The sequence below is a fragment of the Robiginitalea sp. genome, from assembly GCF_982776155.1.
The window spans coordinates 777,660-803,626 of record NZ_CEXZKX010000001.1 but is presented as its reverse complement, the minus strand read 5'-3'; the positions used below and the strand labels follow the sequence as shown (position 1 = coordinate 803,626).

Sequence of the window (25,967 nt, the reverse complement as noted above, 5' to 3'; positions counted from 1 at the left end):
TCAGAGGCGGTTTTTGAGTTCCCGGACATCCTCCTGTCCCACCTGCAGGTGCCAGGTGGCAATTCCCAGCGAACGCGCCCCCAGGATATGTTCAAGGGTGTCGTCGATAAACAGTGTTTCCCCGGGCGCCAACCGGTTCTCCTCCAGCACATGCCGGAAGATCCCGGGTTCCGGTTTGCGCATCCCTATCTGGTAGGACAGGTAAAAGCCTTCAAAACATGCTTTTAACCGGGAAAAAGTCTCTTCCCCCAGCTGTCGGGCCACACAGGCCATGTGCAACTCGTTCGTATTGCTGAGTAAAAACATCCGAAAACCCCCGGAGTCGCGGAGGTTTTCCAGGAATTCAAGGCGGCCTTCCGGGAGGTGGCGGATGGTGGTATTCCAATGCCTGACGAGTACTTCCCGATCGGGTTCCCCAAGGCGGTTGCCCAGCCGGTCGAGGAATTCGGTGCTGGTCATTTGGCCCGCTTCGTATTGGTTGGCCCATGATACGAGTTCCGGGTCGGCCCCGGAGAGCCCATACCCCGCCAAAGCCCGGGGCACCCCTTCCTTGTCGAGGTCGATGATCACGTCCCCAAAATCGAATATCAGGTTTTTAATCATTGCGCCAGAGGGTTAGGGTGTCTGCCCCGGAGGCAGTGTTTGCCACGAGCCTTCCGGATAAGGCCGGGGCCCGCAGCCCGCCGTTTAATGGCCGGGGCCCTGTGAATACGCGGGCTTCGTCCCATAGCCCTGCGGAGAGGAAGGAACCCAGGGTGTGGGCGCCCCCTTCCACAAGGATACTCAGCACCCCCCGCTCTCGGAGTTCCCTGCACAGTGCCTGCAGGAACCCCGGACCCGGCTCCAGGAAAATATTCTCGACCCGGGCGCTGCCGGTGGGCTGCTGCCCGGTGTGCAACACCCGGAGTGTCGGCACCTTCCCGTCCAGCAAGCGAAGGCCTTCCGGAGCCCTGCCTGACGGATCCAGCAGGACCCGAAGCGGGTCCTTCCCCGCCCAGTCCCTGCTGGTGAGTTGGGGGTCATCGGCCGCAGCCGTTCTCCAGCCTACCAGAATTGCCGACTCCTGGGTCCGCCATTTGTGGACGAGTTGGCGGGATTCCCGGCCGGTAATCCACCAGGGCCCCGTCGATTCGCCCCTGACTTCCGGATCGGGTGCCAGGAAGCCATCCGGACTCTGGGCCCACTTCAATACGATATAGGGACGGCCTTTTTCGTGCAGGGTCAGAAAGCGCCTGTGGTGTTCCCGGCAGGCGTCCGCTGCAACCCCTACTTCCACCTTGCAACCGGCCTCCCTCAGTTGTGCGATCCCCTGGCCGGCCACCTTGTCGTGCGGGTCTGGCAGCCCGACCACCACCCGGCGTATTCCCGACTCGATGATCCGGTCTGTGCAGGGAGGCGTTTTCCCGTGATGGCAGCAGGGTTCCAGGGTGACATACAGGGTGGAATCCGGCAACTTGCCGGGGTCGGCCACGCTGCGGATGGCATTTACCTCGGCATGCGGCCCGCCAAAAGCACTGGTATACCCGGAACCGATAATCGTATCGCCATGGGTCAGCAGGGCCCCGACCATCGGGTTCGGCGCACTCCGGCCCAGGGCATTCCGACCGATTTGGATGCAGCGCAACATGTATTTTTCCTGTATCTTCACCCCGCAAAAATAGCATATTGGGGATGAATAAAGCGACCTTGAAATTGCGGCGGATTGAACCCGGCGACAACCCGGGACTGGCGGCGTTGATCCGGGAGGTGCTTCCGGGCACCGGGGCGCCCGCCCAGGGAACGGCCCTGGCGGATACTTCCCTGGACCGGATGTTTGAAACCTATGACCGCCCGGACAGTGCATTCTGGGTGGTGGCCGGCGAGCAGGAGGTTTGGGGCGGCGGCGGGATTGCCCCCCTGGATGGCGGGGATGCAGATACCTGCGAACTTCAGAAAATGTATTTCCGGGAGGAACTCCGGGGCATGGGGTTTGGGAAAGCCCTCTTGGAAAAAGCCCTGCAGAAAGCCCGGGAGTTGGGATACGCGTATTGTTACCTGGAAACCATGCCCTACATGGAGACGGCCCTGAGCCTCTATCGCCGGTACGGGTTTGAGGATCTCAGCCAGCCACTCGGCTGTACCGGGCATACGGCCTGCCAGGTCTGGATGCGCAAAAAACTCTGAGCGGATGCTGTTGCGCGAGGTGCGGGACATTTACAGGAAGGAACTCGGCGGGACTCATCCGCCCGGGGAAGTGGACGCTTTGTTTTACCGCCTTCTGGAGCACTATCTGGACCTGCCGCGATTTGTGCTTGGACTGGAACCCGGGAAAATGCTGACCCGCGAAGAAGAAGCCCCCCTTTTCAATGCCCTGTCCCAGCTGACAGCAGGCCAGCCCGTTCAGTATATTACAGGTACGGCCCGATTCCTGGATATGGACTTGCGGGTAGGCCCGGGCGCGCTGATACCGCGCCCGGAAACTGAAGAGCTCGTACGGTGGGTCCTGGAGCGGCACGCCGCGGACCTTAGGGAAGGGAACATCCTCGATATCGGGACAGGCAGCGGTTGTATCGCCCTGGGCCTGGCAAAAAGCCTGTCCGCTGCCCGGGTGACAGCTCTCGACATTTCCGGGGAGGCCCTGGAGGTTGCCAGGGAGAATGCCCGGCACCTCGGACTGGATGTGCGCCTGGTTCGGGCGGATATCCTCACACCGGAAGGGGAATGGCCCGAAAATATTCTTAATCCGGAAGGGGAATGGCCCGGATACGACCTGATCATCTCCAACCCGCCCTACATTCCTAGGGGCCAGGAAGGCCAATTGGCAGTCCACGTCAGGGACCACGAGCCCCGGGAGGCACTTTTCGCCCCGGATTCCGACCCATTGCTCTATTACAGGCATATCGCCGGGTTTTCGCGCCGCCATTTACGCGGTGGGGGGTGGTTGTATGTTGAAATCCACGAGGATTTCGGCGCGCCGACCGCGGAGTTGTTCCGGGAGGCCGGTTTACTCGAAGTTTCCCTGAAAAAAGATATTTTTGGAAAGGACCGGTTTCTGTGCGGCCGGAGCCCGGATACAAACCATAAAGCGAGGCAAAACCCATGACCGAGGAAGTGAACAAGCGGGATATAGCGGAGAAGATACAGGCGCTCCGGGACGAACTCCGGGACCATAATTACCGCTATTACGTACTGGACGAACCGGTAATCAGCGACTATGACTTCGACATGAAGCTCAAGGCGTTGCAGGACCTCGAGAAGCAGCACCCGGAATTTTACGACCCGGCTTCCCCGACGCAACGCGTGGGAGGTGCCATCACCAAAAATTTTGAGACCGTCGTCCACGATTACCCGATGTACTCCCTGGACAATTCCTATTCCGTGGAGGAGTTGCGGGAATGGGAAAAGCGCATCCAGCGGGTGCTGGGCGATGTTCCGGTGACTTTTACCTGCGAGCTGAAGTACGACGGGGCATCCATCAGCCTGACCTACCAGGACGGCGCTTTGTTGCGAGCCGTTACCCGGGGGGACGGTACGCAGGGCGATGACGTGACGACGAATGTCCGAACCATTCGGTCCATCCCGCTCCGGCTGCAGGGCGACTATCCCAACCGCTTTGATATCCGGGGCGAAATTGTGTTGCCGCTGGAAGGTTTTGCCCGTATGAACCGGGAACGGGTCGAAAACGGGGAGGACCCCTATATGAATCCAAGGAACACCGCTTCGGGGAGCCTGAAATTGCAGGATAGCAGCATCGTGGCTGAGCGCCCCCTGGATTGTCTGCTTTACGGGATGGCAGGCCGGGACCTCGGGGCCGATTCGCACTTTGAAATACTCGGTTTGGCCCGGAAACTCGGGTTTAAGGTGCCGGACACGGCCAAATTGTGCAAGAATATCGACGAGGTTGTGGCCTACCTGGAGTACTGGGATTCTCACCGCCTGGAACTGCCTTATGAAACAGACGGGGTGGTGGTCAAGGTCAATAGCCTGCAGCAACAGGAAGAATTGGGGTATACGGCCAAATCGCCCCGATGGGCCATGGCGTACAAATTCAAATCCGAGCAGGCCGCCACGCGCCTGGAACGGATTACCTACCAGGTAGGCCGAACCGGTGCGATTACCCCGGTTGCCAACCTGGAACCTGTCTTGCTGGCCGGAACCACCGTCAAGCGCGCATCCCTGCACAATGCCGACCAGATTGCCAAACTGGACGTACGGGAAGGGGATACCGTTTACGTGGAAAAAGGCGGGGAGATCATCCCGAAGATCACGGGGGTGGATTTTAGCAAACGCCCGGAAAACAGTGCCCCGACCACCTACATTTCGGCCTGTCCGGAGTGCGGGACCGAGCTGGTGCGAAACCCGGGAGAAGCCCAGCATTTCTGCCCGAACGACACCGGGTGCCCGCCCCAGATCACCGGGCGCATCCAGCATTTTATTTCCCGAAAAGCCATGGATATTGAAGGGCTGGGCTCCGAAACCGTAGAGCTCCTGTTTAAGGAGGGACTGATCGGGGATTACGCGGATCTGTACACGCTGACCACTGAGGACCTGCTTCCCCTGGAACGCATGGCGGAGAAATCTGCAGCCAACCTGGTGGAAGGGGTGGCCGCCTCCAGGAAAGTGCCTTTCGAGCGCGTGTTGTTTGCCCTGGGGATCCGATATGTAGGGGAAACCGTTGCCAAGAAACTCGCAAGGGCCTATAAGAACATCGATGCGCTGATGGCTGCCAGTGCCGACGAGCTGCAACAGGTAGACGAAATCGGCCAGCGTATTGCGGGAAGCGTGGTGGAATTTTTCAGCGACCCGGTCAACCGGGAACGGGTCGAAAAGCTCAAGGGACACGGCCTGCAGTTCTCCCTGAGTGAAGAACAACTCAGGGGGCAAACCGATTTATTCCGGGGCAAAACTTTTGTGGTCTCCGGGGTCTTTGAGTCCATTGGACGGAACGAATTAAAAAAACGCATCGAGGACAATGGGGGGAAGGTCACCTCCTCGGTATCGGCCCGTACGAACTTTTTGGTTGCCGGGGCCAACATGGGGCCCAGCAAGCGGGAAAAGGCGGACAAAAACGGGGTACCCATTATTTCGGAAACCCAGTTCCTGGAAATGCTCGGGGACTGACCCGGGCGGACAGGGGGAGAACCTGCGATAAACAGATTGAAACGAAAGTATTATGCCACTGCCTGAAAATGTAGACGAATTCGAAAAAACCCTGGATCGCCAGGCCCCGGATACTTCCTGGCCGGACGGCTTGAAGGCCCTTTGGTGGGAAGGGGCAGGGGACTGGCAGGCATCGCACGATATTGCCGAGGCCATGAAGGGGCCCGTGGGAAGCTGGATACACGCCTACCTCCACAGGCGGGAAGGCGATCGATGGAATGCAGGGTACTGGTACAACCGGGCCGGCCGGCCTTACCCGGAGCATTCACTACAGGAGGAATTCCGGGAAATTGTCGCGTATTTACTGCAGGAATAAAGCGGGTCACACAGTGATCGATACCCCGGAACCGGCCGGCGGCGCCCCGGGTTCCAGGAAAAAATCTACCCGGCCCAGCCGAACCCCGTAGCATCCCACCTGGTTCACGAGTACGGGATCCCCCGCACGGTTAGACAGCACGCGGGCTTCTTCCAGGAAGGTATGCGTATGCCCCCCGATAATCAGGTCGATCCCTTCGGTTTTTTGAGCCAGCAGTACATCGCTGGGACGGCTCGGGTCGTCGTAGCGGAACCCCAGATGGGAAAGGCAGATGACCAGGTGGCAGGCTTCCTCCTCCCTGAGGGTGCGGGACATGTCCAGGGCCCTTTCATAAGGGTCCTGGTAAAGGGTTTCCCCATAGAGGTCCGGCATTACCAGGCCGTCCAGTTCAATGCCCAGTCCAAAAATCCCAATCCGGACCCCGTCCACTACCCGGATTGTATACGGCGCCACCAGGCCGTTCAGGTCCGTGTTGGTGAAATCGTAATTGGCCGAGACAAACTCAAAACTCGCATAGGGCAGCTGTGCGAGTAACCCGGGGATGCCGTTGTCGAAATCGTGGTTGCCCAGGGTGGCGGCCTGGTAGTCCATGCGGCTCATCAGCCGGAATTCCAGTTCGCCTCCGTAAAAGTTAAAGTAGGGGGTTCCCTGAAAAATATCCCCGGCATCCAACAGGAGCGTATTCGGGTTCTCCCTGCGGATCTCTGCAATCAGGCCCGCCCGCCGTGCCGCCCCGCCCATATTGGGAAAGGCCCCGTGTCCGGGGGGGAAGGGGTCGACATGGCTGTGGACATCATTGGTGTGCAGGATGGTGATTTGCCTGCGCGACAACCCGGCACAGGAAGCCAGGTTGATCCCGGTAAGCCCGAGGGCTGCTCCCCCGGCCGCGCCGGTTTTAATAAACTTCCTTCGGTTCATTGCGATTGGATTTGGACGAACCGGTCGTCGACAGCGGCCCGCAACGTATCTACCCGCGTAAAGTAGTCTACCATGGCATTCCGTATTTTATAACCGGTATCCTCGGGGGTTTCCCCCAACTGGAAAAAATCCATGCCGTCTCCGCCTTCCACCAGGTAGTTGGAGGTGGCCACGTAGTAGGTCCTCGACTCGTCAAAGGGTTGTCCCCCGATATTGACGGCTTCGAGACTGCCCCCGGGCCCCAGTTGAATGTCGAGCCCCGCAAACGGGTGCGGCATGGACGATGCCACCAGGAATGCGATCATGGCGCGGATGGCCGCTCCCTGCATGGGCACGATATAGATGGTGTTCTCAAAGGGCATCACTTCGTAGGCGGTACGCTGGGTGACGGGCCCCCGGGAAATGATGTTCCGGATCGCCCCGTGGTTGAGGATTACCAGGTCTACCGGCGGTTTCCCCTGCAATGTGCGGAGGGAGTCGGCCTGTTCCAGCACCAGGTCGGCCAGCAGGTTGCCGAGGCTCGTGTTGCGGGCCCCATCGGTTTTGGTGAGCGTCTCCGGGGCATAGGCCAGGGGGGCATTCAGCGCATCTTCCAGACGATTTTTATAGGGGGCGATCAGGGCCTGCAGGGAGTCGTCTTCGGACAGGGTGCTGTCTATAATGGTTTGGGAAACAGTAATTTGCTGAAGGGATACCGGTTGTTGCCGGCAGGATGCCAACACACAAATTGTTATGATTAAAACAAAATGTTTCATTTTTAAACGCCTGCAACCTTGTAACTTTGCGCTGTGCAAGAGCGGATAATTCCTACCTTTGCTTAAAGCGTAAAGGTACATGTTTAAAGGTCTCAAAGACAAATTTAAATACAAATCCGGGGTGAAATACCTCCGGGAGGAAATGTCCCGCGACCGGCCCGCTCCAGAGCGCAAGCGGGGAGTGCAGGCGATTGCTATTATCGCGGACCTGGACACCTTTGACAGGGCCGAGGTGTTTTTTGACCTGATTGAAGCCTTTGGCCTGCGGCCCAACGCCATCAAGGTAATTGGGTACAGGCGTTTTTACGATACGAACTCCCCCTATGCCACACCGGTTTTTTCGGACAAGGACCTGGGTTGGAACGGGGAAATTGCAAACAGCTATGCGCTGGAGTTCCTGAGCCGGGAATACGATATCCTGATCAATTACTTCACGGAGGACAACCTCCCGATGCAATTGATGAGCGTCAAGACCCGGGCCCGGATGCGCGTGGGTTTTGCAGGCCTGGATCCGGCCTTCAACGACCTGATTTTTGACTGCGACATGCAGGATTTCGGGTTGTTTAAGAAAGAAATGAAAAAGTACCTGGAGGTAATGAACGAATTGGTATGAGAAGCGAATTGAAAGGAACCGGCGTGGCGCTCGTCACCCCTTTCCGGGAAGACCTGTCCCCGGACATCCCGGCGTTGCGCAAATTGGTCCGTCACGTTATTGAGGGCGGGGTAGACTACCTGGTCGCACTTGGGACCACCGCGGAGTCTGCTACCCTTGCGCCCGGGGAAAAGGCCGCCGTGCTGCGGGTCATTGCAGAGGAAAACGACGGCCGCCTGCCGCTGGTGGCTGGGATCGGCGGGAACAATACGCTTTCGGTAGCTGCCGAAATGGAATCGGCCAACCTGGATGGCTACGATGCGATCCTTTCGGTTTCCCCATATTACAGCCGACCCACCCAGGAAGGGATTTACCAGCATTTCAAATATCTGGCGCACCGGGCGCCCCTGCCGATTGTCATGTACAATGTCCCGGCCCGTACCGGCAGCAACATGCTGCCCGAAACCGTGGCCCGGCTGGCCCGGGATTGCCAGGGGATTGTCGGCATCAAGGAAGCCTGCGGGGATATCGCCCAGATTCACACGCTGATCGATGCAGTCCCCAGGGATTTCCTGGTAATCTCCGGGGATGACCTCACCGCCGTTCCGACAGTACTTGCCGGGGGGGTTGGGGTAATTTCCGTTTTGGGGCAGGCGTTGCCCGTAGAATTTTCTACCATGATCCGCCAGGGGCTTGCCGGTGAATCCGGTCCGGCCACGGACCTGTCGGACTCCCTGCGCCCGCTCATCGGATTGATCTTCCGGGAAGGCAACCCGGCCGGGGTGAAAATGCTCCTGAGCCAGCTGGGCATCTGCAGGCCGGAGGTGCGACTGCCGCTCATGGCAGCGAGTGGGGAACTAAGCCGCGACCTCGATACGTTCATGACCGCATTTCTGCGGGAAAAGGTATGAAGCGTTAAAGTTTTGTTTAATTCCGTCAGACCCAGCCTCCCCGGGGCAATTAATACCGTATTTTTCGGTTTTCTATGTCGTTGGAAATCGCTAATTTTGCCAAATGTTTTTGAAAACCAGACTTTACGGTTGCCTGTTGCTGGCAAGCCTTGCGCTGGCCTCGTGCAGTGAGTACCAGAAGGTGCTGAAGGATACGGATATCAACCGGAAATACGAATTGGCCGAACGCCTCTACCAGGAAGGGTCCTATAAAAAGGCCAATCGCCTGCTGGAACAGATCGCCCCGCAATTTGTCGGGAAACCCCAGGGTGAACGGGTGATGTTCTTCCTTGCGGACAGCTATTTTCAGAAGGGGGATTACAATTTCGCCGGCTACCAGTTCGAACGGTTCCTCAAATCCTATCCCAAAAGCGACAAGGCCCCGGAGGCCGCTTTTCTGGGTGCCAAGAGTTATTATATGCTTTCGCCCAGGTATTCGCTCGACCAGACCGATACGGACAAGGCCCTGAATAAACTGCAGGTTTTCATCAACGCCTATCCGGAATCCGAATTCATGGAAGAGGCGAATGCCATGGCCCAGGAACTCACCCGGAAAAAACAGAAAAAGGCCTTTGAGATTGCCCGGCAGTTTGTGAAACTGGGCAAGTATTACACGCTGGACTACAACATTTCGGCCATTGCCGCCCTGGACAATTTTATCTCGGATCATCCGGGTTCTGTTTACAGGGAAGAAGCCTATTTCCTGAGGCTTCGGGCTGCGTCTACCCTGGCCGAAAACAGTACGCCCTCCAAGAAGAAGGAGCGGCTCGACAATGCCGTTGCGGCGTACAATGCCTTTATGAGGTACTATGCGGAAAGCGAGTTCGCCGAAGATGCGCGACAACTCTATGCTGACCTGCAGGAAGAAATTACAGAATTTGAAGCGATACAAACTTTATCCAAATGAATATGAACGACCTTAAAAACTCCCAGGCACCGGTAACCACCATTACCATCAACCGGAACGAGTTTGACGAAAAAACCGACAATATCTATGAGGCCATTTCCATCGTAGCCAAGCGCGCGGTGCAGATCAATTCGGAAATCAAGAAGGAACTTCTCGAAAAACTCGAGGAATTTGCCACCTACAGCGACAGCCTCGAAGAGGTTTTTGAAAACAAGGAGCAGATAGAGGTTTCCAAGTTCTATGAGAAATTGCCCAAGCCCCATGCCCTGGCCATCGAGGAGTGGCTTGAGGATAAGATATACTACCGGAACACGGCTAAGGACGAAGAATAAGATGCTGGCATCCAAGCGTATCCTTTTGGGCATTACCGGGGGTATTGCTGCGTATAAGACCACATTCCTGACCCGTTTACTGATAAAAGCCGGCGCTGAGGTCCGTATTGTAATGACCGAAAGCGCCGGCCATTTTGTTTCCCCCCTGACCCTTGCTACCCTTTCCCGTCACGAGGTCCTGACGGATTTTGTCCGGGAGGAGGATGGCGCCACCGACTGGAACAACCACGTGGAACTCGCCCTCTGGGCCGACCTGATGCTCATTGCACCTGCCACGGCCAACACGCTGTCCAAAATGGCTTCCGGAACCTGCGACAACCTCCTGATGGCGTGTTACCTGTCTGCCAAATGCCCGGTTTTCTTTGCTCCTGCCATGGATCTGGATATGTACAAGCACCCTACAACCCGGACCTCCCTGGAAAAGCTCGAGGCTTTTGGCAATACGATGATCCCTGCGACAAGCGGAGAGCTGGCAAGCGGCCTGGAAGGGGAAGGACGCATGGCCGAGCCCGAGGAGATCGTACGCCACCTGGAAGAAAGCCTGTTGGCGCGTTTGCCGTGGCGGGGCAAGCACGTGCTGATAACCGCGGGTCCTACCTTTGAGCCCATCGACCCCGTCCGTTTTATCGGGAACCATTCCAGTGGCAAAATGGGATTTGAACTGGCGCGTGCCGCGGCCAGTTGGGGCGCCCGGGTGACGCTGGTATCGGGGCCCAGCCAGGAACAGGCCAACCACCCGCTGATCACCTGCCTGCGCGTGCAGACCGCCTCGGACATGCTCGAAGCTGCCCAATCGCATTTTTCGGATGCCGATGTGGTGATCGGCGCTGCGGCCGTTTCGGATTACCGCCCGGCGGAAACTCAGGAACAGAAAATCAAGAAAACGGCTGAGACCCTCCGCCTGGACCTGGTGAAGAACCCGGATATTATCCAGACACTTGCCTCGGGCAAACAGGGGCAGTTTGTAGTGGGCTTTGCCCTGGAGACCGAAAACGAGGAGGAAAATGCGCGGGAAAAGCTTCGGCGGAAGCAGCTCGACGCCATCGTTTTGAATTCCCTGAGGGATCCCGGGGCGGGATTCGGAGGGGATCGGAACAAAGTGAGTTTCATAGACAAGAATTCCGGGATAAAATCGTTTGAATTAAAAAGCAAAGCCGATGTGGCAAGGGACATACTCCGGGAGATCGATGCGCGTATTTCGAAATAACCTGCTTGCAGGCCTGCTTCTGCTGGCGGCTGCCTGGCAGGCGCGGGCCCAAGAATTGAACTGTACGGTCACTGTCAATTCGGACCAGGTCTCCCAGACAAACCAACAGATATTCCGGACCCTGGAGCGTTCCCTGGCCGAATTCGTCAACAAGACGCGCTGGACGGATCGCGTCTACCGGGAAAACGAGCGGGTCAATTGCCGGATGTTTATCACGGTCACAAACTTCGATTCAAACCGTTTTGAGGCGACCATCCAGATCCAGTCGTCCCGGCCGGTATTCAATACCTCTTACGAAACACCCATCCTGAATTACAAGGACGACAAGTTCAATTTTGAATATATTGAATTCCAGCCGCTTGTATTCAATGAAAACGCGTTCAGTTCCAACCTGGTCGGCGTGGTGGCTTATTACGCCTACATCATGCTCGGGCTGGATGCGGATACCTTTCAGCTGGAAGGGGGGTCCGACCTGTATAACAAGGCGCGGGCCATCGTCACCCAGGCACAGGGCAACAATTACCCGGGCTGGGGGCAGACCGCCACCGACAACCGCACCAGGTTCCAGTTGGTGGACAACCTGCTGTCCAACACGTTCCGGGAATACCGGATTGCCCTCTACAACTACCACCGGAAGGGACTCGACATCATGGCGGACAACAACAGTACGGGGAAACAAGTGATTGCCGGTTCCCTGCGCTTGTTCGAAACACTTATACAGCGGCGGCCCAACGCCTTTCTGATCCAGACGTTTTTCGATGCCAAGGCCGAGGAAATCCAGAACATCTTTTCGGACGGCCCGAAGGTGGATATTGTCCAGCTCAAGGAAACGCTTAACCGGGTGGCGCCATTCTATGCGAGTACCTGGAATCAAATCACCTATTAACCGCTAGCGGATTGCGGCGATTCTTTTATCTTTACAGGCAGTAACCCGCTGCCTCTATGCTCACCCACCTCGCCATTCGCAATTACGCCCTTATCGAGGACCTGCGCGTCGATTTTAAAGGGGGGCTGACCACCATTACTGGAGAAACCGGGGCCGGTAAATCCATCCTCCTGGAAAGCCTCGGCCTCGTACTGGGCAACCGGGCCGACCGCTCCGCGCTCCGCGATACGGAAAAGAAATGCGTGGTGGAGGCTGAGTTCGCCGTTGGCGCCTACCCGGGTATGCGGGAATTCTTCGAGACCCGCGACCTGGACTATGATGCCCAAACCCTGCTGAGGCGCGAAATCCGACCCAATGGAAAGTCCCGGGCATTTATCAACGACACCCCGGTAACTCTCGGCGTCATGGAGGAGCTCGGACAGCGGCTCATCGACGTTCATTCCCAACACCAGACCCTGGAACTCACCGACAGGGACTTCCAGTTGCGCGTGGTGGATGCACTGGCCGGCAACGGCCCCCTGCTGGAGACCTACCGGGAAACCCGGAAAACCTACCTGGAAATGGAAAAGCGGTTGCAGGCGCTGCGGAACGAGCGCGACCTGGCCTTCCGGGAACAGGATTACAATGAATTTTTACTGGAAGAACTCAACGGGGCCAACCTGGAACCGGGCATGCAGGAGCGCCTGGAAGAAGAGCAGGCCACACTCAGCAACTCCGAACAAATCATCGGCCTGCTGGGCAACGCAGACCAGGTGATGCAGGAGGAAGAGTACGGCTTGCTCGCCATGCTCGGGCGATTGCGGCAAGTTACCTCGAAACTCGCCGCGTACGGCTCCCGTTTTTCCCAATTACACGAACGGGTTCAGTCCCTGTTGATTGAATCCGACGATATCGCCACTGAATTTGCCGACCTGACGGATCAGCAGCAGCCGGATCCGGATGCGCTGGAAAAAGTGAACAGCCAGCTCGGCCGCCTGTTTGATCTGCAAAAGAAACACCAGGTGGCAACCGTGGAGGAACTGCTGGCCATCCGGGACTCCCTTTCCAGGAAAGTGCACGATACAGCCCAGCTGGAGACCGACATTGAGGCGCTGGATGGGAAAATCGAAAAATTGCAGGATTCCCTCAACCGGATTGCCGGGCAGTTATCCGAACGTCGCGCCGGGGTGTTGCCGGGATTCACCGAAGATCTGAGAAAGGAACTCGTGGAGCTCGGAATCCCCAATGCGTCGTTTACCTGGGAATTGCTGCAACGGGAAGCCTTCGGGCCAAGCGGCCGCGATGTCCTGGAATTGCTTTTTACGGCGAACAAGGGAGGAAACTACGGACCCCTTAAAAAATCGGCCTCCGGGGGAGAACTTTCCCGCATCATGCTGGCCATCAAGGCGCGTTTGGCAGCTTTTGAAGCCCTGCCAACCATGATGTTCGATGAAATCGATACCGGGGTTTCCGGGGAAATATCGAACCGCATGGGGGATATCATGCGGGAAATGAGCCGGCATATGCAGGTGTTTGCCATTACCCACCTGCCCCAGGTTGCTTCCAAGGGGCACCAGCAATACAAAGTATACAAGGAGGATGTCGAAGGCCGCACCACCACCCGGATCCGACAACTTTCCCAGGAAGAGCGCATCCAGGAACTCGCCCAGATGCTCGGGGGCAGCCAGCTGACCGATACGGCCCTGACCCATGCCCGCGAACTGCTGAACTGACCGTTGAGAACAGCCGGGGCCGGCTCGTTGCTGCCCGAGTTGCCGTAGCCGTTAAATCCTCCAATTTAGCTATCTTTGGAACTGTTAAACAAAGCGACAAACCATGGCATATAATTTATTGAAAGGTAAAAAGGGGATTATTTTTGGCGCATTGGATGAGAACTCCATCGCCTGGAAGACGGCAGAAAGAGTCCACGAAGAAGGTGGGACATTTGTGTTGACCAACGCCCCGATAGCCATGCGCATGGGCCAGATCAATGCCCTGGCCGAGAAAACGGGGTCGCAGATCATACCGGCAGACGCTACCAGTGAAGAGGACCTGCAGAAACTCGTGGACCAGTCCATGGAAATTCTCGGGGGCAAACTGGATTTTGTCCTGCATTCCATCGGCATGTCGATAAACGTCCGCAAAGGGCGGCACTACACGGACCAGAAATACGACTGGACGGAAAAGGGTTGGGATGTATCGGCCCTTTCCTTCCACAAGGTTATGCAGACCCTCTACAAGGCGGATGCCCTGAACCCCTGGGGGAGCATTGTGGCATTGACTTACATGGCGGCCCAACGAACCTTCCCGGATTACAACGACATGGCCGACAACAAGGCCTACCTCGAGTCCATCGCCCGAAGCTTCGGGTACTTTTTCGGGAAAGAGAAAAAAGTACGGGTCAATACCATTTCTCAATCGCCCACCCCTACTACCGCCGGACAGGGTGTCAAGGGATTTGACGGTTTTATTTCCTATGCGGAGAAGATGTCGCCCCTGGGCAACGCAACTGCGCAGGATTGCGCCGATTACACGGTTAGCCTGTTCTCGGACCTGACGCGGAAGGTGACCATGCAAAACCTGTTTCACGATGGCGGTTTTTCCAGCACGGGGGTCAGTCAGGAGATCATCGACGAATTTTCGGAGTAATCCGCCCGTCCCGCACGGCCGGAACCTGCCGGAAGGCAGCAGCCCCGGGATAACGGGAGCCGATTGACTAACCCGACTCCATGAACCCCTTCTTTTCCTTTGTAATCCCGGTCTACAACCGCCCGGACGAGCTCCGGGAACTGTTTGCCAGCCTGGCCTCACAGGAGGCGGACACCCCCTTTGAGGTGCTCGTGGTGGAAGACGGTTCCGAAAAGGATGCCCGGCAGGTGGTGGAGGCATTCCGGAGAGACCTGGATATCCGCTATTTCAGCAAGGCCAATACCGGCCCAGGAGACTCCCGGAATTTCGGGATGGAACGCGCTCGGGGACAGTATTTCCTCTTGGTGGATTCGGATTGCATCCTTCCCCCGGGTTACCTAGGGAATCTGCAGGAAGCCCTTCAGTCGGACCCCCTGGATTGTTTTGGGGGTCCGGATGCAGCCGACCCTTCTTTTTCCCCCGTGCAGCAAGCCATCAGCTATACGATGACCTCGGCGCTAACTACCGGCGGGTTGCGGGGGGGGGCAAAAAGGAGGGAGACCTTCCAACCCAGGAGTTTCAATATGGGCATTTCCCGCGAAGCTTTCCAAAAAAGCGGGGGGTTCGGAAACATCCATCCCGGGGAGGATCCGGACCTGAGCCTCAGGCTTCGGAAACTGGGCTTCCGCCTTGGGTATTACCCGGAGGTGGTGGTCTACCACAAACGCCGGGTGGATTTCCATTCATTTTACAGGCAGGTATACAAATTCGGCCTTGCGCGGCCCATCCTCAACCGCTGGCACCCGGGGAGCGCCAGGGTTACCTATTGGTTTCCCTCCGTTTTCACGCTGGGACTGGCCGTGGCGCTCCTGTTACCCCTGCTATTTCGGCACCCCGCGGCCTGGATCCCTGCCGGGGCCTACCTGGCCTACCTGGCGGCGCTGGGCGTGGGCGCCCGGAGCACAACGCGCAACTGGCGGGCCGCCTGCCTGGCGATCCCTGCAGTCCTGGTGCAATTTACGGGGTATGGATGGGGTTTTTTCAAATCCGCCATCTTGCTTACCTTTAGTAGAAAGAAACCGCAAACGCTCTTTCCGGAACTTTTTTATAATACCTGAGGCTTGATCAAGAAATTAAAATCCGGAATCAATACCCCGAAGGCGAAAATCTTTCTCCTGTTCCTTTTTTGCTCTTTTTCGGCCTGGCTCCTGATACGCCTGGCGCAGACATACAACCATACGTTGACATTCCGGATGCAGTATGAACAACCCCCGGACAGCCTCGTGTTGCTGACGCAGCCACCCCGGGACCTGAATGTGCGGGTCCGCGCCAGCGGATTCCAGCTCCTGAGGTACCAGATCAGCCCCAGGGATGTGGCGATTGATCTCCGTACGGCCCAGCGCAGAAAGGGCGCGTATTTTATCGGCCCGGAGGCCTACAGGCGGCAGGTGGAAAGTCAACTTGGGGAGGCCATGGGCCTGCTGGAGATGACCCGGGATACCATATTTCTGGATTTCCAGGCCCTCCGATCCCGTACGGTCCCCGTCCGCGCGGCCGTTCAGATAGAACTGGCCAGGAACTATATGCTGGATGGGCCGATTCAGGTGGAACCGCCGAATGTCCACCTTCTGGGTCCACCGGGAGAAATCGATACCATCCGGGAGGTTTGGACAGAACCCCTGAAGCTTACCGGGGTGCGCGATACGGTTAGCAGGACCCTCAGCCTACCCGTTGCAGGACGGCTCCCAAACACGCAGTTTTCCGTTGGGCAGGTTACCGTGACCGCCGGGGTGTTCCGGTTTTCCGAAACGGTTGTCGATGTCCCGGTGGAAGTCATCAACCTGCCAGCGGACCGGGAAGTGCGGACATTTCCCGCTTCGGTGGGGGTATTGTGCAAGGGACGGATAGAATCCCTCAAGGAACTCGAACCTTCCGATTTCCGGATCGTAGCCGATTTTGAAAACCCGGATCCGGAAACCGGCCGGCTGCTTCTCCGCATTGCCGAACAGCCCGGGACAATCCAAAGCGGGGTCCTGCTGGAATCCACGGTGGAATTTATTGTGCGAAGCGAATGATGCGGGTAGGCCTTACAGGAGGTATCGGAAGCGGAAAAAGCACGGTGGCAGGTTTTTTCAGGGAGCTGGGTATCCCGGTTTACGACTCGGACGTCCGGGCGCGGGAACTCATGGAGGCGGACCCGGAACTCCGGGGGCGTATCGAAAACCTTTTGGGCGAGGAAGCTTATGCCGAAGGGAAACTGAACCGCGCCTGGATCGCCTCCCGTGTCTTCGGCGACGCGAAACTCCTGGAAGCCCTCAATGCCCTGGTACACCCGGCAGTAGCTGCGGATTTCAGATCCTGGTCGGCCCGGCAGGAGGCCCCGTATGTCCTGCAGGAGGCGGCAATCCTCATTGAAAACGGGGGATACCGGAATTTAGACCAGGTCATCCTCGTCACGGCGCCCGAGGAGGAGCGCATCCGGCGCGTGGTCGCCAGGGATAACACTTCCGGCTCCCGGGTGCGCAGCCGCATGGACGCCCAGTGGAGTGACAAGCGGAAAATCCCCCTGTCCGACTTTGTCATCGAAAACATGGAATTGGAGGCAACGCGGCGTGCAGTACATCGCATTCACCGGGAATTGCTTGAAATTCCGGGGTCCCCCAGGGCTTCGTAGTGTTAAGGTTAGGTTAAACCACCCCGCCTCTAAATGTTAAATTTTTACTTTTACCAGGACGATGAATAGGAGATTATTTGTGCTGCTCGTCATTCTGATGAGCCTTTCGCTCATAGGGATTATTGCAGTTCAACTCTATTGGATCAAGAGTTCGGTAGAGGATAAGGAAGAACAGTTCTCGAATGTGGTCACGGAAATCCTGTCGAAGGTGACGGACCAGATCGAAGAGCGGGAAATCAAGGATTACTCGGACCGGTTCCTGACGCTCAAGGACAGTATCGGCGAATTGAAAAGCGCCCATTGGAGCAACATTTTCTTTATCGACCGGGACCTGAACTCCAATGAGATTACCTTCTATTCCCACGGCATCCTCGAAGAGGATTACGACATTGCCTCCACGTTCTTTGACAGTGGTACGATAACAGATACCACCACCATCAAGAGTTATACGAGCCGAAGAACCCGCGCGGTCTTCAAGGAAGAATACGGCCTGGACGGGAAAGCCTACCGCTACAACCCGGTTGAGAAATGGGAGAAAGTGGGCGGTATCCCGATCCTGGACAAAGTGGCCTTTGACGATATCTACCGGGAATACGCGGAAAAAGTCCCGATACACGAACGGGTGAGCCGGCAGGAAATCGAACTTCTGCTGGACCGGGAACTCGCAGACCGGAACCTGGATATCGATTATGAATACGGGGTCTACAGCCGGGGGTTGCCTACCAAGGTCCGCTCCAGGAAATACAAATACGACCGGGAAAACTATTACAAGGCGCCGCTCTTCCGGGACATCGAGGGCAATACGGAATACGCCCTGCTGTTGTCATTCCCCAGAAAGAAAAAGTTCCTGCTCAATTCGGTGCTGAGTATGGCGGGGTTATCGCTGCTCTTTACGCTGATCATTATGGTGGCCTATGCGAGCGCCATCTACCAGCTCATCCGGCAGAAACAGATTTCTGAGATCAAATCGGATTTCATCAACAACATGACCCACGAGTTCAAAACGCCGATAGCGACCATCAACCTGGCCGTGGAAGCCATCAAGAATCCGAAAATCATGGATGACCGGGAAAAAGTCAACCGGTACCTGCAGATGATCCGGGACGAGAATAAACGAATGCACGCCCAGGTGGAAAACGTGCTGCGCATATCGAAACTCGAAAAGAACCAGCTGGATATCAGCAAGGAACGGGTAGACGTGCACGACCTGATCCGGCAGGCAATTACCCATGTGGAACTGATTGTCCTGGACCGTGGCGGGTATGTAAAGGCGCACCTGGACGCGGAGCGCTCGGAGGTTCTGGCCAATGAAATGCACTTTGGCAACGTGATGGTTAATATACTGGACAATGCGGTGAAATATTCGCCGGAGGCCCCCAAGATCGACGTGTATACGGAGGTGGCCAACAACGCAATCCTGATCCGGGTACAGGACCAGGGGGCGGGAATGTCCAAAGCCGTTTTAAAGCGGATTTTTGAAAAATTTTACCGGGAACACACCGGGGATATACATAATGTAAAAGGGCATGGGCTGGGATTGGCCTACGTCAAGAAAATAGTAGAGGATCACCAGGGAGAGGTGTATGCGGAAAGTGAAAAAGGAAAAGGAAGCACTTTTTATATCAAACTCCCACTAATTTAACAAGCGAGTATGGAAACAGAGAATAAAAAGATTCTTTTGGTGGAAGACGACCCGAACTTCGGCATCGTCCTGAAGGATTACCTTTCGATGAATGATTTTGACGTTACCCTGGCTAAAAACGGTATGGAGGGCTTCGAGAAGTTTAAAAAGGAGCCTTTTGACGTTTGCATCCTGGATGTGATGATGCCCTATAAGGACGGATTTACGCTGGCCAAGGAGATCCGCGAGAAAAACGACCACATCCCGATTATCTTCCTCACCGCCAAAACCATGAAGGAAGATGTGCTGAAAGGATACAAGGCAGGCGCAGACGACTACCTGAACAAGCCGTTTGATTCGGAAGTCCTGCTCGTGAAACTCAAGGCGATCCTGCAGAGGAAAGCCTCCAACAGCCTGGCGGACAGCAAGCAATTTGAATTTGATTTCGGGGATTTCCACCTGAATTCCAAATTGCGGTTCCTCAAGTACAAAGACGAGGAGCCCACCAAGCTCTCCCCCAAGGAAAACGAATTGCTGAGGCTCCTGGCCCTGCACGAAAACGACCTGATGCCCCGGGAACTCGCCCTGACCAAAATCTGGCGGGACGACAACTATTTCACATCGCGGAGCATGGACGTTTACATTGCCAAGCTGCGCAAATACCTCAAGAAAGACGATAGCGTGGAAATCCTCAACATCCACGGGGAAGGCTTCCGCCTGGTAGTCAAGACCGATTCTGAAAAATCCGAATAGCCCGCCGGGCTGTGGTGGGCTGCGGTACGCCCAGCCTGCCCGGATATCCGCATTAGCGGTTCGTTTTAATATGGGCCGAAACCCGACGGACCATTTCTTCGGTTGGCATTCCGTAGGCCGGAAGGTGGATTCCGTAATCGGGTACTTCCAGGTCCGCAAATTGGCTGCGGAGCAGAGCAGGGGGCATGTAGTGGTCGGCACGGGCCTGAATGCGCTCCAGGATGGCGTCAAAGGTGCCGGTTAGTACCACCCAGCAAATTTTCCCAGGTGCCAACCCCTCCCTGAGCCAGTCCCGGTACTTTTCTTTCAGGGCCGAACAAGCGATCACTGCCCCTCCCGAGCCCGTATGTTTGCGGGCCAGCGCATTGAGGGCTTTCAGCCAGCCTTCCCGGTCCGAATCGCCCAAGGGTTCTTCGGCCTTCATTTTCACGATATTTTCCGGCGGGTGGAAGTCGTCCCCATCGAAAAACGGACACTCCAGTTCGGCTGCCAGGGCCTTTCCCAGGGTGGTTTTGCCGCAGGCGGAAACCCCCATTACGATAAATATGTCCGGTTGGCTGCTATCCATGGCGCAGATTTTTCATTTGTGCGTCAATATATTCAATGGCCTGGTCCAGGGGGGCATCATAGGGGATCCAATGGATTTCGGGATCTTTCCGGAACCACGTCAGCTGTCTTTTCGCAAAGCGCCGCGTGTTTTTGGCAATTTCCTCCAGGGCGGTATCCCGGTCGTATTTCCCATCGAAATATGCAAAAAATTCCTGATACCCCACCGTTTGCAGTGCATTGAGGTCCCGGTAGGGGTAGAGCGACCGGGCTTCGGCTTCCAGGCCCGCTTTCACCATGGCCTGCACCCGCTGTTCAATCCTGCGGTAAACCGTTTCCCTAGGGGCATCGATACCCAGGCGAATCGTTTTGAAAAATTCCGGGGCCTTTCGTTTGCCCAGGAATGAACTGTAAGGCCGACCGGCAACCAGGCATACCTCCAGGGCGCGGATCAGCCGGTGCGGATTTTGCCGGTCTACCGCGGAATAATACTCGGGGTCTTTTTCGCGCAGCATCTCCTGCAGGGCCCCCAGGCCCTGATCCTGCCAAAGCGCATTGAGTTCCCGGCGGATCCTGGCTTCCACCTCCGGGAATTCGTCCAGTCCGCGTGTTACCGCATCCAGGTAGAGGCCGCTCCCCCCGACAAGGATTGCTATATCATGGGTTTTAAACAGGTTCCGGAGGCGTTCCAGGGCATCCCGCCGGAAGTCCCCGACGGAATAGGTATCGTGTACGGAGAGGTGTCCTACGAAGTGGTGGGGCGCCTGTTCCTGTTCAGACAATGTCGGGCTGGCGGTCCCGATGGGGATTTCCCTGTAGAACTGCCGGGAATCCGCGGAGAGGATCTCGGCCCGGTAATGCCGGGCCAGGCCGATGGCCCAGGTGGTCTTGCCGATACCGGTAGGGCCGCCGATGGAGATCAGCACCTTTCCCATCACAACCGGGCCCCGCAATTAAAGCAGAATTCCGCCCCGTCCCGGTGTCCCCCGACGGCGCAGTCAGGGCAGGATTGGGTATTCAGGTGGACAACCGGCTCTTTGGAGGCCGTTCCTTCCCGCTTCTGTCTGCCGTACTCCACCGTCACGATGCCTGTGGGGACCGCAATGATGCCATATCCCAGCACCATAATGATCGTGGCGATCAGCTGGCCCAGTGTTGTCTGGGGGGTAATATCCCCGAATCCCACCGTGGTGAGCGTGACTATCGTCCAGTAAATGCTGCGCGGGATGCTCGTGAAGCCGGCTTCGTCCCCTTCGATCATGTACATGATGGTGCCCAGGATCACGGAGAGGATCAATACCGCATAGATAAAGACAAAGATCTTGGCCCGGCTCGCCTTCAAGGCAGATTTCAGCTGGGAGGCCTCCCCGATAAACTGCACGAGTTTCAGGATCCGGAAAATACGCAGCAGGCGCAGGGCCCTAACGGCCAGCAGTACCTGGGAGCCGGCAAATATATAGGAAACATACAGGGGGATGGTGGAGAGGAAATCGATGATGCCGTAAAAACTGAAAATATAGCTGGTTGGCTTCCGGATGCACACCACCCGGGCAATGTATTCGATGGTAAAAAATATCGTCACTACCCATTCCAGCGCCAGCAACTCCCGGTGGTACTTGGCGTCGAATTCCGCGACGCTTTCCAGCATAACCAGGAGCACACTCAGGATGATCACCGCAAACAGGATCAGGTCAAACCATTTCCCTTCCGGGGTGTCGGCTTCGTAGATGATTTCGTGGAGCTTGCGCTTCCAGCCGAAATTGTTGTCGGAGTCTTTCAAGAGGATTCGTTGAGTTCTACAATCCGCAGGACCTTCTGATCCTTCAGGTAGGCGGCAACAATGCCCAAACCGCCCCGGGGGTCGGCAATTGGGGTCAACAGATTCTCTAAGATAGGAATATTATTGATTTGATGGTTCAGCCCAAAGTACCCCATGCCTTTTACGCCTTGCTGTCCGATGCGAACTGCGGCACGCTCTCCCTCGGACCTCCCGGTATCCACAAGCAATAAATCGCATCCCCCAAGGGGAAACCGGTCCCCGTTGATATGGAGGGCCGTCCCGGGGGTCACCTGCCGGCCTTTTTTCCTGGGTCGGTAGGACGGTTTGTTTTCCCGGACCTCGGCAAATGCCTTCAGCCTGGCGATCAATTCGCTTCCGGTTTTTTCGAAACGCACCTCGCGGGTCAGTTTCCGCAGTGCTCTGGAATGCGGGCTCTCCCCGGTAAAGTGCCGGTTCAGGCTGCGTTTCATGTCGCGCGTGCCATCCAGGTACAACAGGTTGCCATCTTTATCGTACAGGTAATAAACGCCCACGGAATCCGGGGCCTCCTCCACAAATCGGAGTTGGCGGTTGGAGAGTTCCCCAAGGGTTTCTGCACGGATCACCTCCGAGGTGATGGTCTTGCCGGTATCCCGGTCCAGCAGGTGTTGCAATAATTTCAAGGTAGCCAGGGCGTCCCCGTTGGCCCGGTGGCGATTGCTGACCGGGATGCCGAGCGACCGGACGAGTTTGCCCAGGCTGTGCGATTCCGCATCGGGGATCAGCCGCTGGGACAAATCGACCGTACACAGGGTTTTCCGCTCGAAATTATACCCGAGCCGCCTGAATTCCGTACGCAGGATCCGGTAGTCGAACTGGGCGTTGTGGGCTACCAGGACGCTGTCGCGCGTAATTTCAACTATCCGCTTGGCAACCTGGTGGAATCGCGGGGCGGTTTGCACCATTTTCGGGTCGATGCCGGTGAGTTTCTGAACATAAGGCTGGATTGGGCGTTCCGGGTTGATCAGGCTGATAAAAGTATCCACCACCTCATGGCCGTCAAAGCGGTGGATAGCGATTTCGGTAATCCCTTCTTCGTCAAATTTTCCCCCGGTGGTTTCTATGTCGAGTACGGCGTACGTCAAAATCCCTGTTCTTTTACTGTTAATCCCTGGCGCCAAAGATACTGCTTCCGATCCGGACCATGTTGCTTCCCTCCTCCAGGGCAATGCGGTAGTCCCCGCTCATCCCCATGGAAAGGATGTCTGCCCGGGGGTCGGCTTCCAGCCACCTGTCGTACAATGCTTTTAAACTGGCAAATTCCCGGCGTACCTGGGCGGTATTATCCGTAAATGTCGCCATGCCCATCATCCCGCGAACCCGTACATGTTCCATCTCCCTGAGCGACCCGCCTGCGAGCAACTCCTCGAGTTCCTCCCGGTCGAAGCCAAATTTGCTGTCTTCCTCGGCGATATGTACCTGCAGCAGGCAGTCGATGACCCGACCGGCCTGTCGGCCGCGTTTGTCGATTTCACGTAACAGGCGCGGGCTGTCCACCCCCTGGATCAGGCTGACAAACGGCGCGAGGTATTTTACCTTGTTGCGTTGCAGGTGCCCGATCATATGCCATTGGATGTCCTTGGGGAGGCGTTCGTACTTGGCCGTGAGTTCCTGTACCCGGTTCTCGCCGAAAACGCGATGCCCTGCCTCGTACGCCTCCATGATGGCCGAATCGTCCTTGGTTTTGGACACGGCCACCAGGGTAACGCCATCCGGCAGGGATTCCTTCAGTTCCGCAAGTCTTTTCGCTATTTCCATGGACATGGTGCTTCTCTGGATTTAAATTTTCACAGTGCTTCTCTGGGTTCAAATATCATAAATAGTCAGGCCACTGCGTAATTTAGGTTCCAAAAAGGTGCTTTTAGGCGGCATGGTCTGCCCGCTGTCCGCCACATTCCGGATTTCCTCCATACTCACGGGTACCAACCCGAAGCCCACAGCGAACAGCCCGCTGTCCACCGCTGCTTTGAGTTCCAGTGCCGGGTGCTCCCAGCACCGATACTGGAGCCGCCGGTCCCGGCGCGGATCGGTAATGCCGAAAACCGGTTTGAGTACCTTCTCGTTCAGGAGGCAGACATCCAGGTTGTCCAGGGCGGATTCCCGGGGCCGGGCCGATTTGCGCAAATGCAGCTCGTAAAAGGCGCCATCCAGGTACATGGAGAATACGTGTTTTCGGGTCGGCTCGTATGGTTGGGTTCCCAGGGGCCGAATCCGGAATGCCGCATCGAGTTGCAGCAGGATATCGGCAGGTTGCAAATCGCCGAGGTCGGTCAGCACCCGGTGGAAGGCCCGGATACGCACCTGGGACTCCGGGATCAGATAGCTCATGAAATAGTTGTAGGGCTCCTTGCCGTGATGATCCGGGTTGTTTTCCTGCAGCCTCCGCGCCAGCAGGTCGGAGGAGGCGCTCCGGTGGTGGCCGTCTGCGATATATACCACGGGGATACCCGCAAAGGCCTCCCGGATGGCGCGAATCCGGGATTCGTCCCGCACCACCCACATCCGGTGTTCCACCCGGTCCGGTGTGGTAAAATGGTACAGGGGTTTTCCACGGCAGATAGCGGCTGTTTCAGCGTTCACCGCCGGGTTGTCCGGGTAGGTGAGCAGGACGGGTTCCGCGTTAAATCGCACCTGTTCCAGGTAATCCGCAAATAACACCTCCCGCCGGCGGATGGTGTCTTCGTGCCGGCGGATGCTGCCGTCCCGGTATCGGGAAGTGGGTGTGGCACAAAATATTCCCCGACAGGTAAACCCGGGGCGCGAACTCTCATAGATGTAATAACAGGGCTGGCTCTCCTTTACGAGGATACCTTCTTCCAGAAATTCCAGGTACCGGTTGCGGACCATCTCATGGCGCCGGCTGCCTTTCAGCGGGGTGTTGAATTTAAAACCCGGGTCGATGATATGCAGGAAGGAGAACGGGTTGGCGCGCATTTCGGCCGTCCGGTCCCTCGGCGGGTAATCGTCCCAGGAGCGGGAAACCACGAATGGGGCCTTGTCTACGGCAGGTCGGATGGCTGCAAAAGGGAGTGCTTCTGGCATCGGATCAGCTGAACTGCCGGGATACGCGTTCGGCTTTCCGCGACTCGGAATAGTTGTAAAAGCCTTCCCCGGATTTTACCCCGAGTTTCCCGGCGGTGACCATTTTTCTCAGGAGCGGGCAGGCCGCGTATTTGGGGTTCCGAAAACCGTCGCTCAGTACGTCCAGGATGGACAGGCACACATCCAATCCGATAAAATCTGCCAGTTGGAGGGGGCCCATCGGGTGGCCCATCCCGAGTTTCATCACCGTGTCGATTTCCTGCACCCCGGCCACGCCCGTATACAGGGATTCAATCGCTTCGTTGATCATGGGCATCAGGATGCGGTTTGCAACAAAGCCCGGGTAATCATTGACCTCGGTGGGGGTTTTACCCAATTTCACGGAGAGGTCCAATACCGCGCGGGTTACCGCATCGCTCGTGCTGTACCCGCGGATGACCTCCACGAGCTGCATAAGGGGCACCGGGTTCATAAAGTGCATGCCGATCACCTTTTCGGGCCGGCCGGTAGCCGCCGCGATTTCCGTTATGGAGATTGAAGAAGTGTTGCTGGCCAGGATCGCATCTTCCGGGGCCGAGGCATCCAATTCCCTGAAAATATCCATCTTCAGCCCGGCATTTTCCGTCGCTGCTTCCACCACCAGGTCGGCCCCTGCAACCCCTTCGGAGAGGGAGGTATGGGTCTGGATATTCCCCAGCGTCGCCTGGACGCTTTCGGATTCGATAGTCCCTTTGGCCACCATGCGCCGGAGGTTCCGCTCAATGGTTTCCATGCCCTTTTGCAGGCTATCCTCCGAGATATCGATGAGTTGGACATTGTAATCGTGTTGCGCAAAGACATGGGCAATTCCGTTGCCCATCGTACCGGCGCCTACCACTGATATGTTCTTCATTTCAGGTATTG

Annotated in this window: 28 protein-coding genes; 17 read left to right on the top strand and 11 right to left on the bottom strand. The window is 56.8% G+C overall.

The features are described from left to right. Together AC3DKS_RS03415 and ribD are read right to left on the bottom strand one after the other, a co-directional pair. Window positions 1–603: an HAD family hydrolase gene (locus AC3DKS_RS03415; RefSeq protein WP_015755177.1), complete on the bottom strand. Its 603-nt coding sequence runs from the start codon at window positions 601–603 to the stop codon at window positions 1–3. After that, window positions 596–1,648, bottom strand: coding sequence for a bifunctional diaminohydroxyphosphoribosylaminopyrimidine deaminase/5-amino-6-(5-phosphoribosylamino)uracil reductase RibD (gene ribD / locus AC3DKS_RS03410; protein WP_272607420.1), 1,053 nt, complete (start codon window positions 1,646–1,648; stop codon window positions 596–598). Before ribD ends, AC3DKS_RS03415 begins: the two co-directional genes overlap by 8 nt. A 23-nt stretch (window positions 1,649–1,671) precedes the next feature. Between ribD and AC3DKS_RS03405 the strand changes: the two genes are divergently transcribed. The 4 genes from AC3DKS_RS03405 to AC3DKS_RS03390 are packed head-to-tail and all read left to right on the top strand — an operon-like array spanning window position 1,672 to window position 5,455. Then, window positions 1,672–2,163 carry a GNAT family N-acetyltransferase gene (locus AC3DKS_RS03405; protein ID WP_272607419.1) on the top strand — a complete coding sequence of 164 codons (492 nt, stop codon included), beginning with the start codon at window positions 1,672–1,674 and terminating at the stop codon, window positions 2,161–2,163. Window positions 2,164–2,167: 4 nt separating this feature from the next. Continuing rightward, the gene (prmC, locus tag AC3DKS_RS03400; protein ID WP_272607418.1) at window positions 2,168–3,082 is read left to right on the top strand and encodes a peptide chain release factor N(5)-glutamine methyltransferase; all 915 of its coding nucleotides are present in this window, start codon (window positions 2,168–2,170) and stop codon (window positions 3,080–3,082) included. Further along, window positions 3,079–5,100, top strand: a complete 2,022-nt coding sequence (ligA, locus tag AC3DKS_RS03395; protein WP_272607417.1) for an NAD-dependent DNA ligase LigA — start codon at window positions 3,079–3,081, stop codon at window positions 5,098–5,100. The genes prmC and ligA overlap by 4 nt, the downstream gene beginning before the upstream one ends. Window positions 5,101–5,152: 52 nt before the next feature. Beyond that, window positions 5,153–5,455, top strand: a complete 303-nt coding sequence (locus AC3DKS_RS03390; RefSeq protein WP_015755172.1) for a hypothetical protein — start codon at window positions 5,153–5,155, stop codon at window positions 5,453–5,455. 6 nt (window positions 5,456–5,461) lie between these two features. Here the strand turns inward: AC3DKS_RS03390 and AC3DKS_RS03385 are convergent, their stop codons facing one another. Together AC3DKS_RS03385 and AC3DKS_RS03380 are read right to left on the bottom strand one after the other, a co-directional pair. Then, window positions 5,462–6,373 carry a metallophosphatase gene (locus AC3DKS_RS03385; RefSeq protein ID WP_272607416.1) on the bottom strand — a complete coding sequence of 304 codons (912 nt, stop codon included), beginning with the start codon at window positions 6,371–6,373 and terminating at the stop codon, window positions 5,462–5,464. Then, a complete protein-coding gene (locus tag AC3DKS_RS03380; protein ID WP_272607415.1) occupies window positions 6,370–7,095 on the bottom strand; it encodes a 5'-nucleotidase C-terminal domain-containing protein in 726 nt (241 codons plus the stop codon). The genes AC3DKS_RS03385 and AC3DKS_RS03380 overlap by 4 nt, the downstream gene beginning before the upstream one ends. A 112-nt stretch (window positions 7,096–7,207) precedes the next feature. Between AC3DKS_RS03380 and AC3DKS_RS03375 the strand changes: the two genes are divergently transcribed. The 13 genes from AC3DKS_RS03375 (at window position 7,208) to AC3DKS_RS03315 (ending at window position 19,657) form a co-directional block, all read left to right on the top strand. Further along, window positions 7,208–7,741 (top strand): DUF6913 domain-containing protein, encoded by a 534-nt coding sequence (locus tag AC3DKS_RS03375; protein ID WP_272607414.1) that lies wholly within the window; start codon window positions 7,208–7,210, stop codon window positions 7,739–7,741. Further along, the gene (gene dapA, locus AC3DKS_RS03370; RefSeq protein ID WP_272607413.1) at window positions 7,738–8,631 is read left to right on the top strand and encodes a 4-hydroxy-tetrahydrodipicolinate synthase; all 894 of its coding nucleotides are present in this window, start codon (window positions 7,738–7,740) and stop codon (window positions 8,629–8,631) included. The genes AC3DKS_RS03375 and dapA overlap by 4 nt, the downstream gene beginning before the upstream one ends. Before the next feature lie 103 nt (window positions 8,632–8,734). Next, window positions 8,735–9,577, top strand: coding sequence for an outer membrane protein assembly factor BamD (locus AC3DKS_RS03365; RefSeq protein ID WP_015755167.1), 843 nt, complete (start codon window positions 8,735–8,737; stop codon window positions 9,575–9,577). Window positions 9,578–9,579: 2 nt separating this feature from the next. Continuing rightward, window positions 9,580–9,909: a DNA-directed RNA polymerase subunit omega gene (locus tag AC3DKS_RS03360; protein ID WP_041327837.1), complete on the top strand. Its 330-nt coding sequence runs from the start codon at window positions 9,580–9,582 to the stop codon at window positions 9,907–9,909. A gap of 1 nt (window position 9,910) precedes the next feature. Next, the gene (gene coaBC / locus AC3DKS_RS03355; protein ID WP_015755165.1) at window positions 9,911–11,116 is read left to right on the top strand and encodes a bifunctional phosphopantothenoylcysteine decarboxylase/phosphopantothenate--cysteine ligase CoaBC; all 1,206 of its coding nucleotides are present in this window, start codon (window positions 9,911–9,913) and stop codon (window positions 11,114–11,116) included. Continuing rightward, a complete protein-coding gene (porD, locus tag AC3DKS_RS03350) occupies window positions 11,097–12,002 on the top strand; it encodes a type IX secretion system protein PorD (RefSeq protein WP_015755164.1) in 906 nt (301 codons plus the stop codon). Before coaBC ends, porD begins: the two co-directional genes overlap by 20 nt. Window positions 12,003–12,058: 56 nt before the next feature. Then, window positions 12,059–13,714: a DNA repair protein RecN gene (gene recN, locus AC3DKS_RS03345; RefSeq protein ID WP_015755163.1), complete on the top strand. Its 1,656-nt coding sequence runs from the start codon at window positions 12,059–12,061 to the stop codon at window positions 13,712–13,714. Window positions 13,715–13,817: 103 nt separating this feature from the next. Further along, complete coding sequence (locus AC3DKS_RS03340; RefSeq protein WP_015755162.1) at window positions 13,818–14,630, top strand: enoyl-ACP reductase FabI; 813 nt, start codon at window positions 13,818–13,820, stop codon at window positions 14,628–14,630. 80 nt (window positions 14,631–14,710) lie between these two features. Then, window positions 14,711–15,727 (top strand): glycosyltransferase family 2 protein, encoded by a 1,017-nt coding sequence (locus tag AC3DKS_RS03335; protein ID WP_272607412.1) that lies wholly within the window; start codon window positions 14,711–14,713, stop codon window positions 15,725–15,727. 3 nt (window positions 15,728–15,730) lie between these two features. Beyond that, on the top strand, window positions 15,731–16,684 hold the full coding sequence (locus AC3DKS_RS03330) for a CdaR family protein (RefSeq protein ID WP_015755160.1): 954 nt from the start codon (window positions 15,731–15,733) through the stop codon (window positions 16,682–16,684). Next, window positions 16,681–17,283 (top strand): dephospho-CoA kinase, encoded by a 603-nt coding sequence (coaE, locus tag AC3DKS_RS03325; protein ID WP_272607411.1) that lies wholly within the window; start codon window positions 16,681–16,683, stop codon window positions 17,281–17,283. Before AC3DKS_RS03330 ends, coaE begins: the two co-directional genes overlap by 4 nt. A gap of 61 nt (window positions 17,284–17,344) precedes the next feature. Beyond that, on the top strand, window positions 17,345–18,925 hold the full coding sequence (locus AC3DKS_RS03320; RefSeq protein WP_041327234.1) for a sensor histidine kinase: 1,581 nt from the start codon (window positions 17,345–17,347) through the stop codon (window positions 18,923–18,925). Window positions 18,926–18,934: 9 nt separating this feature from the next. Next, window positions 18,935–19,657: a response regulator transcription factor gene (locus AC3DKS_RS03315; protein WP_015755157.1), complete on the top strand. Its 723-nt coding sequence runs from the start codon at window positions 18,935–18,937 to the stop codon at window positions 19,655–19,657. Between the two features lie 52 nt (window positions 19,658–19,709). Here AC3DKS_RS03315 and AC3DKS_RS03310 read toward each other — a convergent pair whose 3' ends face one another. Genes AC3DKS_RS03310 through AC3DKS_RS03280 form a run of 7 tightly spaced genes read right to left on the bottom strand, consistent with a single transcriptional unit; the run spans window position 19,710 to window position 25,956 of the window. Beyond that, entirely contained in the window at window positions 19,710–20,225 is a 516-nt protein-coding gene (locus AC3DKS_RS03310; protein ID WP_015755156.1) for a gluconokinase, read from the bottom strand. Beyond that, window positions 20,218–21,138 (bottom strand): tRNA (adenosine(37)-N6)-dimethylallyltransferase MiaA, encoded by a 921-nt coding sequence (gene miaA / locus AC3DKS_RS03305; RefSeq protein ID WP_015755155.1) that lies wholly within the window; start codon window positions 21,136–21,138, stop codon window positions 20,218–20,220. The genes AC3DKS_RS03310 and miaA overlap by 8 nt, the downstream gene beginning before the upstream one ends. After that, window positions 21,138–21,983 (bottom strand): ion transporter, encoded by an 846-nt coding sequence (locus tag AC3DKS_RS03300; protein ID WP_015755154.1) that lies wholly within the window; start codon window positions 21,981–21,983, stop codon window positions 21,138–21,140. The genes miaA and AC3DKS_RS03300 overlap by 1 nt, the downstream gene beginning before the upstream one ends. Next, window positions 21,980–23,107, bottom strand: a complete 1,128-nt coding sequence (locus tag AC3DKS_RS03295; protein ID WP_272607410.1) for an exonuclease domain-containing protein — start codon at window positions 23,105–23,107, stop codon at window positions 21,980–21,982. The genes AC3DKS_RS03300 and AC3DKS_RS03295 overlap by 4 nt, the downstream gene beginning before the upstream one ends. Window positions 23,108–23,126: 19 nt before the next feature. Further along, on the bottom strand, window positions 23,127–23,780 hold the full coding sequence (locus tag AC3DKS_RS03290) for a YggS family pyridoxal phosphate-dependent enzyme (RefSeq protein WP_041327836.1): 654 nt from the start codon (window positions 23,778–23,780) through the stop codon (window positions 23,127–23,129). A 48-nt stretch (window positions 23,781–23,828) separates the two neighbouring features. After that, complete coding sequence (locus AC3DKS_RS03285; protein ID WP_272607409.1) at window positions 23,829–25,064, bottom strand: DUF1015 domain-containing protein; 1,236 nt, start codon at window positions 25,062–25,064, stop codon at window positions 23,829–23,831. A 4-nt stretch (window positions 25,065–25,068) separates the two neighbouring features. Then, entirely contained in the window at window positions 25,069–25,956 is an 888-nt protein-coding gene (locus AC3DKS_RS03280) for a 3-hydroxyacyl-CoA dehydrogenase family protein (protein ID WP_272607408.1), read from the bottom strand. Between the last annotated feature and the right edge of the window lie 11 nt (window positions 25,957–25,967).